Annotated in this window: 18 protein-coding genes; 11 read left to right on the plus strand and 7 right to left on the minus strand. The window is 43.9% G+C overall.

Features of this window, described 5'->3' with window-relative positions; translation table 11 throughout:
* On the plus strand, nucleotides 1–409 hold a 409-nt coding region (locus IKN49_01045; protein ID MBR3631646.1), incomplete at its 5' end, for a hypothetical protein.
* Nucleotides 410–412: 3 nt separating this feature from the next.
* Here the strand turns inward: IKN49_01045 and IKN49_01050 are convergent.
* On the minus strand, nucleotides 413–946 hold the full coding sequence (locus IKN49_01050; GenBank protein MBR3631647.1) for a LemA family protein: 534 nt from the start codon (nucleotides 944–946) through the stop codon (nucleotides 413–415).
* A 158-nt stretch (nucleotides 947–1,104) separates the two neighbouring features.
* On the opposite strand from IKN49_01050, the gene IKN49_01055 reads away from it, so the two are divergent.
* The 7 genes from IKN49_01055 to IKN49_01085 all read left to right on the plus strand — a co-directional run bounded on the left by IKN49_01055 (nucleotide 1,105) and on the right by IKN49_01085 (nucleotide 6,253).
* Nucleotides 1,105–1,530 carry a hypothetical protein gene (locus tag IKN49_01055; GenBank protein MBR3631648.1) on the plus strand — a complete coding sequence of 142 codons (426 nt, stop codon included), beginning with the start codon at nucleotides 1,105–1,107 and terminating at the stop codon, nucleotides 1,528–1,530.
* Nucleotides 1,531–1,548: 18 nt separating this feature from the next.
* Complete coding sequence (gene lpoB / locus IKN49_01060; protein ID MBR3631649.1) at nucleotides 1,549–2,139, plus strand: penicillin-binding protein activator LpoB; 591 nt, start codon at nucleotides 1,549–1,551, stop codon at nucleotides 2,137–2,139.
* 5 nt (nucleotides 2,140–2,144) lie between these two features.
* Complete coding sequence (locus IKN49_01065; protein MBR3631650.1) at nucleotides 2,145–3,443, plus strand: hypothetical protein; 1,299 nt, start codon at nucleotides 2,145–2,147, stop codon at nucleotides 3,441–3,443.
* 12 nt (nucleotides 3,444–3,455) lie between these two features.
* Nucleotides 3,456–4,394: a hypothetical protein gene (locus tag IKN49_01070; GenBank protein MBR3631651.1), complete on the plus strand. Its 939-nt coding sequence runs from the start codon at nucleotides 3,456–3,458 to the stop codon at nucleotides 4,392–4,394.
* A gap of 9 nt (nucleotides 4,395–4,403) precedes the next feature.
* Nucleotides 4,404–5,108, plus strand: coding sequence for an FKBP-type peptidyl-prolyl cis-trans isomerase (locus tag IKN49_01075; GenBank protein MBR3631652.1), 705 nt, complete (start codon nucleotides 4,404–4,406; stop codon nucleotides 5,106–5,108).
* Nucleotides 5,109–5,110: 2 nt separating this feature from the next.
* Nucleotides 5,111–5,665 (plus strand): hypothetical protein, encoded by a 555-nt coding sequence (locus IKN49_01080; GenBank protein MBR3631653.1) that lies wholly within the window; start codon nucleotides 5,111–5,113, stop codon nucleotides 5,663–5,665.
* Nucleotides 5,666–5,779: 114 nt separating this feature from the next.
* A complete protein-coding gene (locus IKN49_01085; GenBank protein ID MBR3631654.1) occupies nucleotides 5,780–6,253 on the plus strand; it encodes a hypothetical protein in 474 nt (157 codons plus the stop codon).
* A 38-nt stretch (nucleotides 6,254–6,291) separates the two neighbouring features.
* On the opposite strand, the gene IKN49_01090 is transcribed toward IKN49_01085, so the two are convergent.
* From IKN49_01090 to IKN49_01105, 4 genes are read right to left on the minus strand one after another with little or no spacing between them, the layout of a single operon-like run.
* Nucleotides 6,292–7,317 carry an AI-2E family transporter gene (locus IKN49_01090; protein MBR3631655.1) on the minus strand — a complete coding sequence of 342 codons (1,026 nt, stop codon included), beginning with the start codon at nucleotides 7,315–7,317 and terminating at the stop codon, nucleotides 6,292–6,294.
* Complete coding sequence (locus IKN49_01095; GenBank protein ID MBR3631656.1) at nucleotides 7,317–7,817, minus strand: hypothetical protein; 501 nt, start codon at nucleotides 7,815–7,817, stop codon at nucleotides 7,317–7,319. Before IKN49_01095 ends, IKN49_01090 begins: the two co-directional genes overlap by 1 nt.
* Nucleotides 7,814–8,596, minus strand: coding sequence for a HAMP domain-containing histidine kinase (locus IKN49_01100; GenBank protein ID MBR3631657.1), 783 nt, complete (start codon nucleotides 8,594–8,596; stop codon nucleotides 7,814–7,816). Before IKN49_01100 ends, IKN49_01095 begins: the two co-directional genes overlap by 4 nt.
* Nucleotides 8,597–8,604: 8 nt before the next feature.
* The gene (locus IKN49_01105; GenBank protein ID MBR3631658.1) at nucleotides 8,605–9,498 is read right to left on the minus strand and encodes a hypothetical protein; all 894 of its coding nucleotides are present in this window, start codon (nucleotides 9,496–9,498) and stop codon (nucleotides 8,605–8,607) included.
* Nucleotides 9,499–9,583: 85 nt separating this feature from the next.
* Here IKN49_01105 and IKN49_01110 point away from each other — a divergent pair, with 85 nt between their 5' ends.
* Entirely contained in the window at nucleotides 9,584–10,756 is a 1,173-nt protein-coding gene (locus IKN49_01110; GenBank protein MBR3631659.1) for a metallophosphoesterase, read from the plus strand.
* 72 nt (nucleotides 10,757–10,828) lie between these two features.
* Here the strand turns inward: IKN49_01110 and IKN49_01115 are convergent, their stop codons facing one another.
* Complete coding sequence (locus IKN49_01115) at nucleotides 10,829–11,743, minus strand: magnesium transporter CorA family protein (GenBank protein ID MBR3631660.1); 915 nt, start codon at nucleotides 11,741–11,743, stop codon at nucleotides 10,829–10,831.
* A 132-nt stretch (nucleotides 11,744–11,875) separates the two neighbouring features.
* On the opposite strand from IKN49_01115, the gene IKN49_01120 reads away from it, so the two are divergent.
* Together IKN49_01120 and IKN49_01125 are read left to right on the plus strand one after the other, a co-directional pair.
* Nucleotides 11,876–12,628 (plus strand): nucleoside phosphorylase, encoded by a 753-nt coding sequence (locus IKN49_01120; GenBank protein MBR3631661.1) that lies wholly within the window; start codon nucleotides 11,876–11,878, stop codon nucleotides 12,626–12,628.
* A gap of 332 nt (nucleotides 12,629–12,960) precedes the next feature.
* Nucleotides 12,961–14,043, plus strand: coding sequence for a pilin (locus IKN49_01125; protein MBR3631662.1), 1,083 nt, complete (start codon nucleotides 12,961–12,963; stop codon nucleotides 14,041–14,043).
* Nucleotides 14,044–14,092: 49 nt separating this feature from the next.
* Here IKN49_01125 and rlmB read toward each other — a convergent pair whose 3' ends face one another.
* Entirely contained in the window at nucleotides 14,093–14,848 is a 756-nt protein-coding gene (rlmB, locus tag IKN49_01130; GenBank protein ID MBR3631663.1) for a 23S rRNA (guanosine(2251)-2'-O)-methyltransferase RlmB, read from the minus strand.
* Nucleotides 14,849–14,856 lie beyond the last annotated feature (8 nt).

Raw genomic sequence — 14,856 nt, forward strand, 5'->3', positions numbered from 1 at the left:
ACGGGAAGAATTGGCGGGCTCATGGGGAAAACCGGTTTGGATAGCTAGCAGCGGTTTCCGGTACTATATTGGGCTCTGTCTTTTGGGATATGGATATTTGCTGGCTCCGTTTTTGCGGGCCGGTGTTTCTGCCGCCAGACAATTGCAAACCGATGCTAATACCGTATTAGTCACCCGCTATCCGGCAGGACTGCGTCACGCGCTGTGGCATATGGATCAGGATAACCGGATTGAAATTTTGGACCGGTTACAGTTAGTGGGTATTATGTGTATTGAAAAGCCGAGCGGAGAGCCCACACTACTACAACGTATCAGCGGAATTTACAAAGCATATCCGTCGCTGGACAAGCGGCTGCTTGCCCTGCATGATATGGACGGCATGTTTGATAAATTGCCGCCTCGTGCGTAAGCGTTAAAGTAGTTTATTGGTGCTGGGCTGAAAGTCAAAATATTCAAAAGATTCAAAGTCCAGCAGGCGCGCCCAAACATTCAAAGGAAATACGCCGGTTAACGTATTAAAATCCCGCACCGCACTGTTATAAGACCTTTTATTGCGTTGGATGCGGGCTTCCACTTGCGATGTTTCTTCCAGTAAATGCAAAAAATGGGCGTCGTGTTGATAAGAGGCGTCTTTCTGCAAAGTTTCAAACAAAAGATGTAGGGTACGGCTGAGATCTTCTTCGCAGGCTACCCGTTTAGCCAAATTGTCGCAGAAGGCTTCTCGGTCTTTTAATTGATTGAGGGAGTAGGCAAATCCTTTGCCCAGTTCGGGTATGGCAGTGGCTAAAAGTGCTAACGGTCCAATTAAATCACTACGTTTTTTAAGTTGTACATCTAATCGCAATTTCGCTTGTAGTACTGCCTTCCTTAGCGCGGCAAATTTGAAATAAGCTCCTATAGCCCCTACCACTAGCGCACACATAAAACCAAATAAGAACCAAACCATAATAACCCTCCTATCTTGCCAAATAGAATTTTTCTCCTACAGTCAGTATAGTGATTTCTGCCTTTTTTATCAAGTCTGTTTTCTTAATTATGCCCCGCCTATTTGTTGGGCAGGTTTTTTCTGTATAGCTTTTCTAAAACATATGATACAATATAACTATGAATCAACACGGTATTTTACATAAACTGATGTTAGTAGTTATTTTGGTGGCCGGTTTTGGCCTAGCTTTGACGTTGCCGGCTTGGAAAAAGCACACGGACCAACGTCACGCTCACCAAGTAATACATATATTGCAACAGTTGGCAGAACAAGAAAGAACTTTCTATGCCCAATATGGCGTATATAGTGCTGATTTGGCTTCTCTGACAACGGATCCGGCTTGTCATCCCGCGGTGCGGGAAGGACAGAGTCGCATGCAATGTGCTGAATATGAAATCAGCCTGGAACAAGCACATGTTTTGCAGGCCCACAGTCTGAAATATCCCCAATGGTTTGAGTTGGATATAGAAGATCCGCATTTGAAATGCGAATATGAAACCGATTCGACGGTGGGGGCTTTATTGTGCAAGGCTGTCCATTTATAAGAAGTAAAGGAGAACATCATGAAAAAAGTATGGTTTAGTTTGTTGATAGTGCCGTTTTTATTTGCCTGTGCCACAAAGGTGAATCGTATTGACACAAATGAGGTAAAGGATATTAGCGGCCGTTGGAATGATACGGACTCACAAATGGTAGCCCAAGAGATGATTTCGGATTGTCTGAACTCCGGTTGGTATGCCAAAACAGTGTCCAAACTGGGAAAAGAACCGGTCGTGATCGTAGGTACGGTAACCAATGACAGTATGGAACATATCAATACCGCCACTTTTGTGGAGGAGATACAACGGGCATTGATTAATTCCGGCAAAGTGGAATTTGTTGCCAGCAAAAACGAACGCGGTGAAGTCCGCCAAGAAAGATTGGAACAAGATGAGTTCGCATCCGAAGAAACCCGCAAGGCTTTCGGACGGGAAGTGGGAGCGGATTTTATGCTCTCGGGAGTGCTCAACTCTATCGTGGATTCCCAAAATAAAAAGGCCGTTGTATTTTATCAGGTTAATATGAAACTGATCAATATTGAAACCAATCAAATTGTCTGGAACGGCCAAAAACAAATTAAAAAATACGTTACTAGAAGCAAAACCAGCTGGTAAATTTTATGACGAAGGCGCGTTGGTGTACACTCCTGACAGTCTTATTATGCTGCTCAGCGTGCAGCGCGCCTTCTTTACGTCATAAAAAAGAAGTTAATAAACATCTCGCCTCGAACGATTTCATCGCTGCCCAACAATCTATAGAAAAATCAAGAACCAAAGAATATAGCCGTAAGGATAGTTTGCTATATGCCTTGGATGTGGGGGCTGTATTGCATGATGGAGGAATGGAGGCAGACAGTGATAAACATTTTGCTTACGCGCAAGACCGCATAGACGAACTTTTTACCAAAAGTCTTTCTGCCTACACGGCTCGCTATCTTATTAATGATTTAACCGCTCCGTATCAGCCGGCCCCTTACGAACGAGTGCTGACCTATTATTACCGCGCCATGAATTTTTTAAGCCAAGGAAGAATCGGAGATGCCTTGGTGGAGGCCAACCGCGCGGTGTATTATCTGGATCATTTGCGTGACGGTAAAAAATCCGGTTGGCGGGAGGACCCCTTCGTACAGTATTTTATGAGTTTGGTATTTGAGTCAGCAGGGAAACGGGATGATGCCCGTATTGCACGCGCGCGTGCTTCCCAAGCGGCTCCCGCCATCGTCCAAGCATTAAGACTGCCTGTTCCGCCAGCCGATTATGGAGAGGTGATTTTGGTACATGCCAACGGGGTGGTACCGCTTAAAAAAAGCCAAACCTTTCAAGTGGCGTGGGGAGATGTATTTCTGTGGCTCAATGACCCGCGGGAACAAGCTAATACCGTAAGTCCTGAAATCCAAAATGCCATTTCCGCCGGCTTGTTGGGCAATGCCATTACAGTAGCTTATCCCGTTGTATCGGAACAACCGTTTGAGATTCAATCTTCCGAAGTCATCACCCAACAAGGGGAGTCTTATCCCACCAGTTTACTAGGGGATGTGGCTGGTTCTATGAAAACGGATTTGAAAGAAAAAGAAGCGGGAACTTTATTTCGTTTAGCAATACGAGCCGCTTCAAAACGGGTGGCGGCCGTACAGGCCAAACATGCAGCGGCACGTTCGTCCCAACAAGAGTATGTGGGAGATTTAGCCGCCATGCTGGTCAGCTTCTTAGGCGCTTTAACCGAGAAAGCCGATACACGCCAATGGTTCACTTTACCGGCCCAGTTGCGCCTGGCGCGTTTTTATGTGCCGGCCGGTACACAAGATATTACGCTGCGTTTTAGAAATGGATTTGGTAAGATAGTAGGAGAGTATACATTTAAGGATGTTGCAGTGCCGGCGGGGGGACGCGTATATTTACACCACCGCACAGCCAAATAAAGAGGAGAATATATGAAAAAAATAGGAATTGTGGCCAGCGCATTACTGTTATGTGCTTGCGCCGGGATCAATAAAAATACGGTCAGCTATCAAATGAGCAAATATGACCAACATGCCTATTACGTGGTAGCAGGCGAGGGCGCGACCAAGGACGCCGCGGCAGAGAATGCTTTGTCGAATATGCGTCAAAATATCTTGCAAAATGTACCCGATGCTCAGAAAATTGAACAGTTGGACGATTTATTAGCCAATGCAAAAATAGGGAAAGTGTGGCGTGATAAGAGTCAGCAAGACGTCAAAAATTATTTTGCTTTGGCCGTATTGAAACGTGCTACAGCCCAAACCATTTTACAGGCGCCGGCCAATGACTTGGATGCCCGCTTGGGAGCTTTAACTGCTAAACTACAGGCTACAGAGGACAAATTTGCAGGTCTGCGCGCCGCTTTTGCCATGGAACCGCTAATCGTCAAACGCAATGTCCTGCAGGATTTGTATATTTTTATAAGCGAAGAGCATGAAGGATACGAAGCACAGCGGTTTGATTCATTCAAAAAAATGTATAACGACCGTTTGGCCGCTGTTAAAGTGGCGGTTGTAGTGCGCGGAGAAGAACATCTCGTCTTGCTCTCTCGTATTACAGATGCGGTGAACCGGATGGGTCTAAGTGTTGTAGAACCGACGGATAGTACAGCGTTGTTATCGGTGGAAGTAGATGCCGAGGTGGACGGTTATACTTCCGATCGTTTGAAAGGACTAGAGTGGGCGGCTACCGGGGCTTCCGTAAGCATGCGGGACTTGCAGAACCTAACCACCTTTGCCCGTTTTGATGTGCATGACCGGGCCGGTACGGGCCGCCAAGCCGATTCTTTGCGTAAGAGCATGGAAGGGGTCGGACAGAAAGCCGCTACTGAAATTGTAGAACGTTTAACAAACTATTTGAAAACAAAATGAGGAGACTGTATGAAAAAAACATTATTTTTTATCTTATGTGCCGCGTTATTAGTACCGGCTTGTGCGCAACAAAATGAGTCGGAAGCAGACAAACAAGCCCCTGCCGTACAAACCCCGGCGGAACGCAATAAAATGCTGTATTCGTTAGGGTTTTTATTGGGAGATAATTTAAAACATCAATTAGTATTGGATAATGATGACGATTACAAAGCTCTTTCCCAAGGGATGCGCGATAGTTTGCTCAATAAACAGGCTCAAACAGATTTGGAAACGTATAAACCTCAAATCATGGAAAAATATAAACAAGATGCCCAGACGATTAGCCAACGTCGCCAAAAAGAACAGAAGGAGTATTTAGAAAAATTCGCTAAAGAAAAAGGCGTAAAAGTGCTGGACAACGGGGCTATGATTAAATTATCCAAAGAAGGAAAAGGTCGCACCCCGAAAGCGGACAGCAAAGTAACGGTACATTATGAAGGGAAATTAATGGACGGAACCAAATTTGACAGTTCGTACGACCGTGGAGAGGCCTTTACCACCAAATTGACGGATGTGGTGCCTTGTTGGACAAAAGGATTGCAGTATATGCGCCCGGCTTCCAAGGCCACTTTAGTTTGTCCGGCCGATACGGCTTACGGGAATCGTCCCATTGGGGTTATTCCGGCTAATTCCGTCTTGATTTTTGAAGTGGAAATGATTGATATCGCTGACTAATTATGTCTAAATTAAGCCGTTTTTTGATTGGTGTAATTATAGCGGGGCTGGCTTTTATAGCGAGCTTGCACTTGTACCGTGCCTATGAACGGTACGCGCAAACCCAACAAGAATCCCAGCCCTTTGCTACACAAACTTTTAATCAGGTACCGGTTTCGTTCGAACCCGTGGAACCGGAAGTGCCCGTGTATAAACGCTATTCGGAAGATGCGCAACCACAGGAAATTTATTTAGAAGATGCTCCGTTGACACCGGACGCTGCAAAAGAGCAGGCCCGCCAGACAGTTAAATCTATTTTGGCAGATTATCAGAAGGATGAAAAACTACAGGCCTTTTATGCGGAACTGCAAAAAAATACCGGCCAAAATATCACGCTGGAAGATTTAAGCGGAGAAAATCTGGGGGTGTTGTTGCAACAGCATCCGCAAGTACAAGAAGTAATTAGCAAATATGCCAAAGATCCGGAATTTGCTAAAACGTTGCAAGAGATTTTTGCTAATCCGCAGTTTGTGCAAAGTGTAATGATTTTGCAACAACAAGGAAATCGGCCACGTTAAATATCCGTGTGCAGATAAGAAAATTTTGGTATGCTAGTAAGTAGTGGATTGTAGTGAGGAGGATTTTCTGTGTTAAAAATATTATTAAAAGCAGCAGTTTTATTTTTGATTGTTATGAGTGTGTATCTTATTGTGAATCCGACTGCGTGTTCTAATATGTTGGCTGGACGGGAACGGTCTTCTTCCCAGCAAGAACAAGGTCAACGTAATCCGATGAACGAACAAGGTCAAAGCGTATCCAGCACGCAAAATCAACCGGATGAGATGTTTACCCCTACGGCCGATCAGGCTCCGCATCAGGGTGTGATTGATACGAACACCTTGCAGGAAGAATCAAAGCATCCTGTCTATTCCCAACAAGACATTGACTATGCTATTGCTAGCCGTTATGTGGAATTAGAACGGGAATATGCCAGTAACCATACGATGGGAAAAGACACTTCCAGAGAGATTTCATTTATTGTTATGGATGATTTTGAAATGTCACCGGCCGAATGGGAAAGTTTCTTATCGCGTGCTACGGCCAGCGGATTATTTGAAAAAGTCCGCAAAGAACTACCGATTACTCAATCTACTAGTGTGAAATAATAAAAACCCCGCTGAAAGGCGGGGTTTTTTATGGTGTATTAGCGGGGAAGTCTTCCTGCCAGTAATTCTGCCATCGGTCGCGTATATCTTATCTTGCTTAATATGATTTTGACAGAGGCAGTAATTGGTACAGATAAAAAGGCGCCCGGGATACCCCACACCAGCCCCCAAAAGATTAAAGAGGCCACGACTATGACCGGATGTAAATCCATTCCTTCTCCCATTAAATGCGGTTCAATTAAATTGCCGATTAAGAACTGGGTGGCCGTCATCAGCCCGATAATTACCCAAAATTGACTTCCGATTCCGTACTGTAAAAATAGGACGGGGGCCGGCAAAATAACAGACACGATGGACCCAATACTGGGAATAAAGTTGAGCAGGAACGTGAACAAGGCAAAGAGGAAGGCTAATTTTACTTTGAAACAAATCAAAATAATCCATACCACCAGAGCCGTCACCAAGGAAGTAATGAGTTTAACAGACAGGTATTTGGATACATTAGCCAGCATAGCCTGTACCGTGTCATTGGGAGTATGAGAAGGAATCGCCTTTTTCTCACCGATAAATAAGAAAATAATAAACAAAATAATTAAGGTAGTAGTCGAGAGAACAGAGAAGAGCTGTTTTCCAAAGTTTTGGAACCAATTGAGCAAAGGTAATTCACGTATATACTCAATGACGGAAGCTTGGTCCAGTTCAATGCCGTGCTGAGCCAGTTTGTGCATTAAATCAGTGGCCATACCCAGTAAATTGTCGCGGTAAATCTCGGCTCCCTTTAAGAAACTTCCTACGGAATTGACCGTGAAATAAATCACACCTGCAAAACATAAAGTAAAGAAAAGAATAGAAACTGTCAATGCAAGCCATGCAGGCAAAGATAATTTTTTATGTAACAGCGCCGCGCATTGGGCTAAGATGGTATAGAAAAAAATAGCAATTACCAGCGGAATCATCAAGGCGCGGGTATAAATCAGCGCTGCCGTAATAACTCCGGCCGCAATAATAGTAAGACAAATGGCACTTGTTTTTTGATAGTACCACGCAGTTTTATCGGTAAACATTAGACCCCCTTTGATTCCATTCGTTTGGTAATTTCACGAGAAAGAAACAAAATTTTTCCTGTTATATTGTTCAAATCGTCGCAGCAAGCGGTTAGCATCCAAACAGGCAATTTGGCTAAAGTATAATTCTTATAAAACCGGTTAAATTGATCATAAGCGGTGGTAAAATCATCACAGCAACGGGATAAATTTTTGGCCCGCAAAGAAAAATTCTTGGCTTGCAAAGAGTTCGGCACCAGCTCCTTATAAGGAGAGATGCGGCATTGCCCCCGTAAATGTTGCCAGGTATCTACAAGTTGGTCCATATGGCTACGCAGTTGGGTGCAAAATTGGGTAAAATCAGTTCCAAAAGCGGTATCACGTATCTGAATTTGTTTGTGGTCTTGGCTTAAAATAAGCTCCAGGCGTCGCGTGAAATCACGCAATTGTTGCGTTTGAATAGCGAGCATACCGCGTGCGGCATCCGCCTGGGTGGCTAATTGATCAAATAAATCTGTCATAGCGCATAGGTGAGGGGGAAACTCAAGGTGAAAATGGAACCTAATCCCCGGTCAGACACCACGGTGATAGTACCGCCGTGTAAGTCCATAATTTTTTTGACGATAGTCAGACCAAGGCCCCATCCTTCAATTTGGCCCGTAAAATAGTCGTCCACCTGATAAAAACGGTCAAAAATTTTATGTACATCTTGCGGACGGATACCCGCCCCATAGTCACGCACGGAAATGGAGATGCTGTCCCCGTGATGGGTGCCCTGTACTTTGATAATCTTTTCCAGTTTATTGTTAAACTTGATGGCATTGGCCAACATTTCTTCCACTAAAAAGATAATCAGTTCCTCATCGGCTTTTAACTCTAGGGTGGGCGGGCAATCGATTTTAATAGATGTGCCGCGCTTGGCTACAGTAGAAGAGGGGGAAGTTGACGACAATTCGTCTTCTTGGGCCACGGCATCGTTAGCGCACATTTTGAGTAAATCTTTTAGATTGATTGTTTTTTGAGATAAATCTTTAACGGTTAAATTGTTGACCTTATTGAAGAACAATAATTTGTCTACTAATTTACACAATTTGTTGCCCTGTTTGTTAATTTCTTCCAAGGCTTTGGTGGTAAACGGAGAGAAATTCTCTTTAGAGGATTGGGATAAGATAGCTTCTGAATAGCCATTAATAATGGAAAGGGGAGTGCGCAACTTATGGGAAACCAAAGACAGCATTTTCCCATCATCTTCCCCTTGCAAGGTCTTTACGACCGGATTTTTTTCAGATGTCTGATCCATGTTTCCTCTTAAAATGGGATGTTCAAATTAACATATAACAAATCGCGTTTGTTGCTCCCATGGCTATCTTGTAAATGGTTAAAGGCAATATCCACATGGGCGCGTTTAGCTACTAAAAATGTATTTCCGACGAGCATGGAATGTTCCGGCTCAGCCGTATAAGATTCCGCATAATGGTAGGCAGCGTAAAGAGAAGAATGATTGTCTGCCCACATGCGCGTAATACGAGCGGAAAGAGCGTACTTGGTTAAAGAGCGGGTCACGTCGAAAGATTCTGTAAAAGCTAAATCTTTCATATCCAAAATACCGCGGAAGGCTTCAATGTGGCTGACACCGTCGGGGTATTGGAAAACGGCTCCGGCCACTTGAAACATAAAAGCATCATAGAAATTTTGCCGCAGCCCTAAACTAAAAGCCATCTGGTCATAATCATCGTGTTCCCATAGAGTTCCATCAAAGGTATTGGCTTTTTGCCGGGCATAAGAAACGCCTACATAGGCTTGAGAATACAGCTGATCTACGTCATCTTTCAGCAAATCCATGATGAATTGTGAGTTGATCCCGTAAGCATAAGCATCTTTTAAGTGAGGTTGTTTCTCAAAATCATTTTTGAAGTAATAGAAAGGAGTGAGGTTTAGACGAAATAACTCAAAATCCATTTGCACGGGCAAATAGACGGAATAGACGGGGTCTTTGAAGGCACCCTGTTCAAGGGAGAACTTGTCTTCCACATATTTGCCTTCCAACCCGACGGAGACATTGATCCCCAACGGGACAGCCGCTCCCAAGCGGGCTTGGTTATAATCGGAAGAGTAGATATACGAAACGGAAGTATCTACGGTGTCAGCTTGCGCGACCAGCGCAAAAATAAACAAACAACTTAATAGTAAGATTTTTCTCATATCCTATAATGTAGCAAATTTATAGCAGTTCGACAGAAAATTTTAGGGTTAGCGTGAGTGTGGCAGATATTTTGCTAAAATATAAATGATGAAAAAGTATTTGTTATTAGGTTTTTTGTTTGCACCTCTTTTGAGCTTTGCGGCACAAGTGGTACGCGGCCCGTATTTAGAAGATCCCACCCAAACGACGCTGATTTTGCGCTGGGAAACGAACGAGAAGACGCCGGCTTGGCTGGAATATGGCCCTGCGCCGCGTTGCAATCAAATCATGAAAATCAGTCCTGAGAGTACCGAACATAAAGCGGTGTTATATGGATTAGTGCCCAATCAGGAATTTTGTTATAAATTGTACGTCTATAACAGTGCCAAAGACGGATTGCAAGCGCCGGTGGAAGGCTCTTTCCGCACGCTCTATACCCCCGAACGCAAAGAAGTACATTTTTTAGCCTTTGGCAATACAGCCGGTGAAAACCAAGGGGCCAAGGCCTTGCTATCGGAGCAAATGGCTGAGCAAAAAGCAGATTTTGTCATTCATACCGGAGATATTACTTCCACCGGTTTGGATGCAGATGCGGATGCTGAATTTTTTAAACCCTATCGGGATATGTTGCAAGTAACGCCTCTGTTTATTGCCTTAGGGGCCAATGAATACGGCCCGGACCGCGCGAGCGAGGATAGTAAAGCCTTTTTGCGTACGAATTATACGCGCTTTCATAATATGAGCTGGTCCAATGCCACGCCAAAGTATTATTCGTTTGATACAGCCAATGCCCGTTTTGTGTTTTTAGATAGTAATTCGGCGTACGGAGCGACCTGGGCACCGGATTTAGATGAAAAATCCACCCAATACAAATGGCTGCAAACCACCTTAGCAGGTGCGCCTGAAAAGTGGAAAATCGTAGTGCTTAATGCTCCGCTTTATTCCACCGGAGAAAAAGGCCCTGCCTATGAAGTAGCGGCGCGTTTGGTGCCTTTGTTTGAACGGTATGGGGTAGATTTGGTGCTGCAAGGAGCAGAGGCGGATTACGAACGTACGTTCCCACTCTTAAAAGATGCTACCAATCCCCGAGGGGTTACGTATATTACTTTAGGCGGCGGGGGCGCCACTCCCAAACGCCGTAGCGGACAGCATCCTTCTACTGCCCGGTTCGTGTCTAATTATCATTATGCTGATTTCCACATTGTAGATCGCAAGTTGACCATGAAAGTGTACAATGAACAAGGAAAACAAATCGATAAATTAGAAATGTATTTATAAAGGTTGCAAGAAATTTCAAAACCCTGTCCGACGGACAGGGTTTTTGCATAGATACAAAAACGGCTAAAATCTTTACCACTTTTTATGCCGCCAGTACATCATAACGAGCCACACAGAAATAAGCCCCAGCCCCATCAGCATCCAAAATGCATCGGGATGTTGGGACATTGGCAAGTGTACGTTCATCCCATACATACTGGCAATCAGCGTAGGCACCATGAGTGAAATGGTGATAATATTGAGTTTTTTAATCAGTAAATTGAGGTTGTTGCTGACGATGCTGGCGCGTGCACCCAAGAGTTGCGCCAAAATGTTGGAGTGAATGTCGGCCTGCGTTTTACATTGCAGGTTTTCTACGATGATGTCGTCCAACATTTCTTCGTCATTTTCCGAAAATCCAAATCGCGCAGATAGGTTGCGCATCTTTTCAAACACAAATCCGTTGGCAGTAATGGCCTCGGCATAATACACCAAACTTTTTTCCAAGCTGACCAAATTTAGCAGGTACGTATTGTCCATAGACTCGGTCATTTTATCTTCAATTTCCTCGGAAATTAAGTGAATAATGCGCAAGTGCTCCACATAATGTGAAATAGAGTTATACACCAGTTTTAAGAAAACATTTTTGATGGACGAAACAGCTTGAAAACGTTTGCCGGTAAACAGCGGAATATCCTCGGCCAGTACAATGACCAATTTTTCCTCAAACAAAAACAGTCCCACAGATGCCGTCTTAAATTCGAGTTGGTCTTTGCCGGAATAATTTTTAGGGCGTTTATAAATCATGACGATATGCTCCGGCTCAAATTCCAAGCGCGGGAGTTCGTCCGGGTCGAGTGCAGAAGCCAAGGTGTGCTCATCAATTTGGAAATCAGACACCAAAAAGCGTTGTTCTTCCAACGTCGGGTTGGTGAACAAATAGACTTGTGCTTTTTCGTCGTCTGTTTGGCTGAGCTTGCGTTCTACAATGTTGTATTTGGTCAACATAATTGTACCTGCCCTAAAAAGCTCTTTTTTATATGATAACACCTAAAAAGCGGCTTGTAAAGCATTTTTTCGTTCGCGTGCGATGGCTATTAATTTGCTATAGTATAAAAAACTAATCATAAGGAGCCCAAAATGCCAATTCTTTTTTCCAAGAAACAAAAAATAAAAGCACATGAGTTGTCCGGTGCGAAAAATTATTTGAAACATATTCATTGCGATTTGAAATTGCCTAAGAAAGCCATTGTTTGTCCGTTGTCTTCTATGACAAAATACGTGCTCAGCCAAGGAAAATTTAAACATTATTGGTGTGAAGCAGATATTTATGTAGATGAAGAAAAAGGCTATTGCTATGTAACCGGGGCCGGTATCGGTGCCCCGGCGATGGCCTGCGCGTTGGAAATTTTAATTGCGTTAGGAGTCAAAGAATTGTTGTTAGTGGGTTTAGCTGGGTCTTTACAGCCGGAAGTGTTGGCGGGGGATATCGTGCTGTGTGGCGGGGCGGTGGCTGATGAAGGTATTTCTGCCCATTATGCTCCGAAAGAAATTTCTACTCCGTCTGAAGTAATGACGCAACGCTTTGCCAAACAATTAGATAAAGCGGAATTGAATTATCATTTTGGCCCTACCTGGACTACGGATGCTTTGTTCCGTGAAACGGTAGAAGAAGTAAAACACTATCAAAAGAAAGATATTTTAACGGTGGAAATGGAGGCCTCTGCTTTCTTTGCTATTTGCGAACAGCGCAAAGTAAAAGGGGCGGCGTGCTTTGCCATTAGTGACGAGCTGTTTAATTATAAATGGCAACCGCACTTTGGTGAAAAACCGGTGGTTACCGCCATGCGTGCTGTTTTCCATGCGGCTGTTAAAACGTTAACCGGTAAGTAAAATATTTTTATGTTATAATAAAATGACTTGGAGGAAGTAGTAAGGCGCGTACCGTGCTGAAATAAAAATTTATCTGTTTTTGGACCGTATGCAGAATACGGGCTTTTTGAGAGAAATCTCAAAAAACCTAGCCGCCAAAAACAGCCGATATAAAGGTACAACGCAAACGGAATTGCAAGCCGCATGGGTTGTGCCTAATGTTTACCTGTTCGCACTTGTTGCGGATAGGTAAACTACGGCTGTTAGTTATTAGGTTGCGGCTAGGTAACCTGATGCTAACAGCCGTTTTTTGCATTCATTTTCCACAACAGATTTACGCAAAGGAGAATAGTATGCAAAAAAACAAACAAGCGTTTACGCTTATTGAGTTGTTAGTAGTAGTACTGATTATAGGCGTATTAACTGCCGTAGCACTGCCTATGTATCAGGGCGTGGTAGATAAAAGTCATTGGAGCACTATGCTCCCCGGAGCCAAGGCCATTAAAGATGCCGAAGAAGCCATTAAAATGAGCAACGGACTATATAGTGCGGATATGCAACATTTAGGTGTTACCATGAATAATGCCGATTTACAGTTCCAATTACAAACGATTAATAATGGGGGCGAGGCTAATGTGATTCGAGTGACGAATCCCAGGTTAGCCAATGTACGCTTAGCCAGTTACTTAGATGAAAACCCGATGATGGGAGGACAGTTACATTGTGAGGCAAAGAGTGGAGATGAACGGGCGGAAAGACTTTGCGGAAAATTACTCATGGGCCAAGACTTAAAAACAACCTCTGACGGATATATCGCATATTTATTAGACCAAGACATTGATAAAGCCACCTGTGATAATGTGAGCCGCAGTTGGTCTAAGAAACAAACAAAATGTTATAAAACGAGACAAGACCGTTGTGAGGCAAACGGTATGCCATATGCAAATGGAGTGTGCGGATATACTAATACCAAAAATGTAACTATTGAAGAAGATGGAGTTTGTAGTGCTAACAAGGCAGGTGGTTGCAAGAATGCGGTAATTAATGAGGGAGGAGTATGTCAAGTCAGCGGAACAGGACCTGATGGAGGGTGCCAATATGCCACGATTAATGCAGGAGGAGAGTGTAAGGGTTCTTGGAATGATCGCGCTTGTTTTTATGCGACTGTCAATAAAGGAGGTGTATGTTCTGGCTCTTGTGAATATTCTACTATCAATGAAGGCGGCCTTTGTAACGGAGGATGCAAGCATTCTACTATTAACGCAGGAGGAGTTTGCGAGTCAAACTGTTGGAACTGTTGTGAAGCCGTTACTTTTAAAAGTGGCAGCAAGTGCATTGCTACTTCATTAGGTACTTGTGATAGATTCACAACTTATGAAGGAACTGCCTGTTGTGAAGGAGATTATTGCGGTAGTGCACCAAAATGTAAAAGCTAAATAGAACCCCCGCTCAAATGAGCGGGGGTGTTTTATTGATAAGTAACTCTTATTTCTTTCCTTGCACCTTGTTCATCATATCGTACATGATGATGCCGGCGGCAACGGCGGCATTCAAACTGTCCACATCGCCCAGTTGTTTTTGCGGAATGGAAATAATTTGGTCGCAATGCTCGGCCGTTTTCTCACGGATGCCGGTACCTTCCGCTCCAATTACCAGTACTGCCGGAGAGGCATAATCGGTTTTGGCGATGGACTGCCCATCCATATCTGCCCCGTAAATCCAAAATCCTTCTTCCTTCAGGTCTAGCAAGGCATTAGACAAATTGGCCACTTCTACAATGTTTACATTTTCCACCGCGCCGCAGGCCACTTTATAAACAGTAGACGTCAAACCGACGGTGCGCCGTTGCGGCAAAATAATCGTAGAAAAACCCAAACACGCCGCACTGCGGATAATGGCGCCTAAATTTTGCGGGTCGGTCATTTCATCTACGGCCAGCCACAAATCATCTTTTTTGCCTTCGGATTCATAAATAGCGTTGGACAATTTCATCAAACGCACGGGTTGCGCTTTGGCAATGACTCCTTGGTGATTAGCCCCTTTGGTCAGTTTGTCCATCATCTTTACGTCCATGCGGTCAATTTTTACATTGGTGCGCTTGGCCATGCGGATAATTTCTTCCACCGCGCGGTGCCCGGCTTTATTATCGGAAACATACAATTGCACTACGTTGCGTTTTTTACTTTTCAACGCTTCCATGACGGCGTGAATGCCGTATAAAATATCTAAATTTTCACTCATATTTACTC

Source organism: Elusimicrobiaceae bacterium (assembly GCA_017528825.1).
Lineage (GTDB): Bacteria > Elusimicrobiota > Elusimicrobia > Elusimicrobiales > Elusimicrobiaceae > Avelusimicrobium.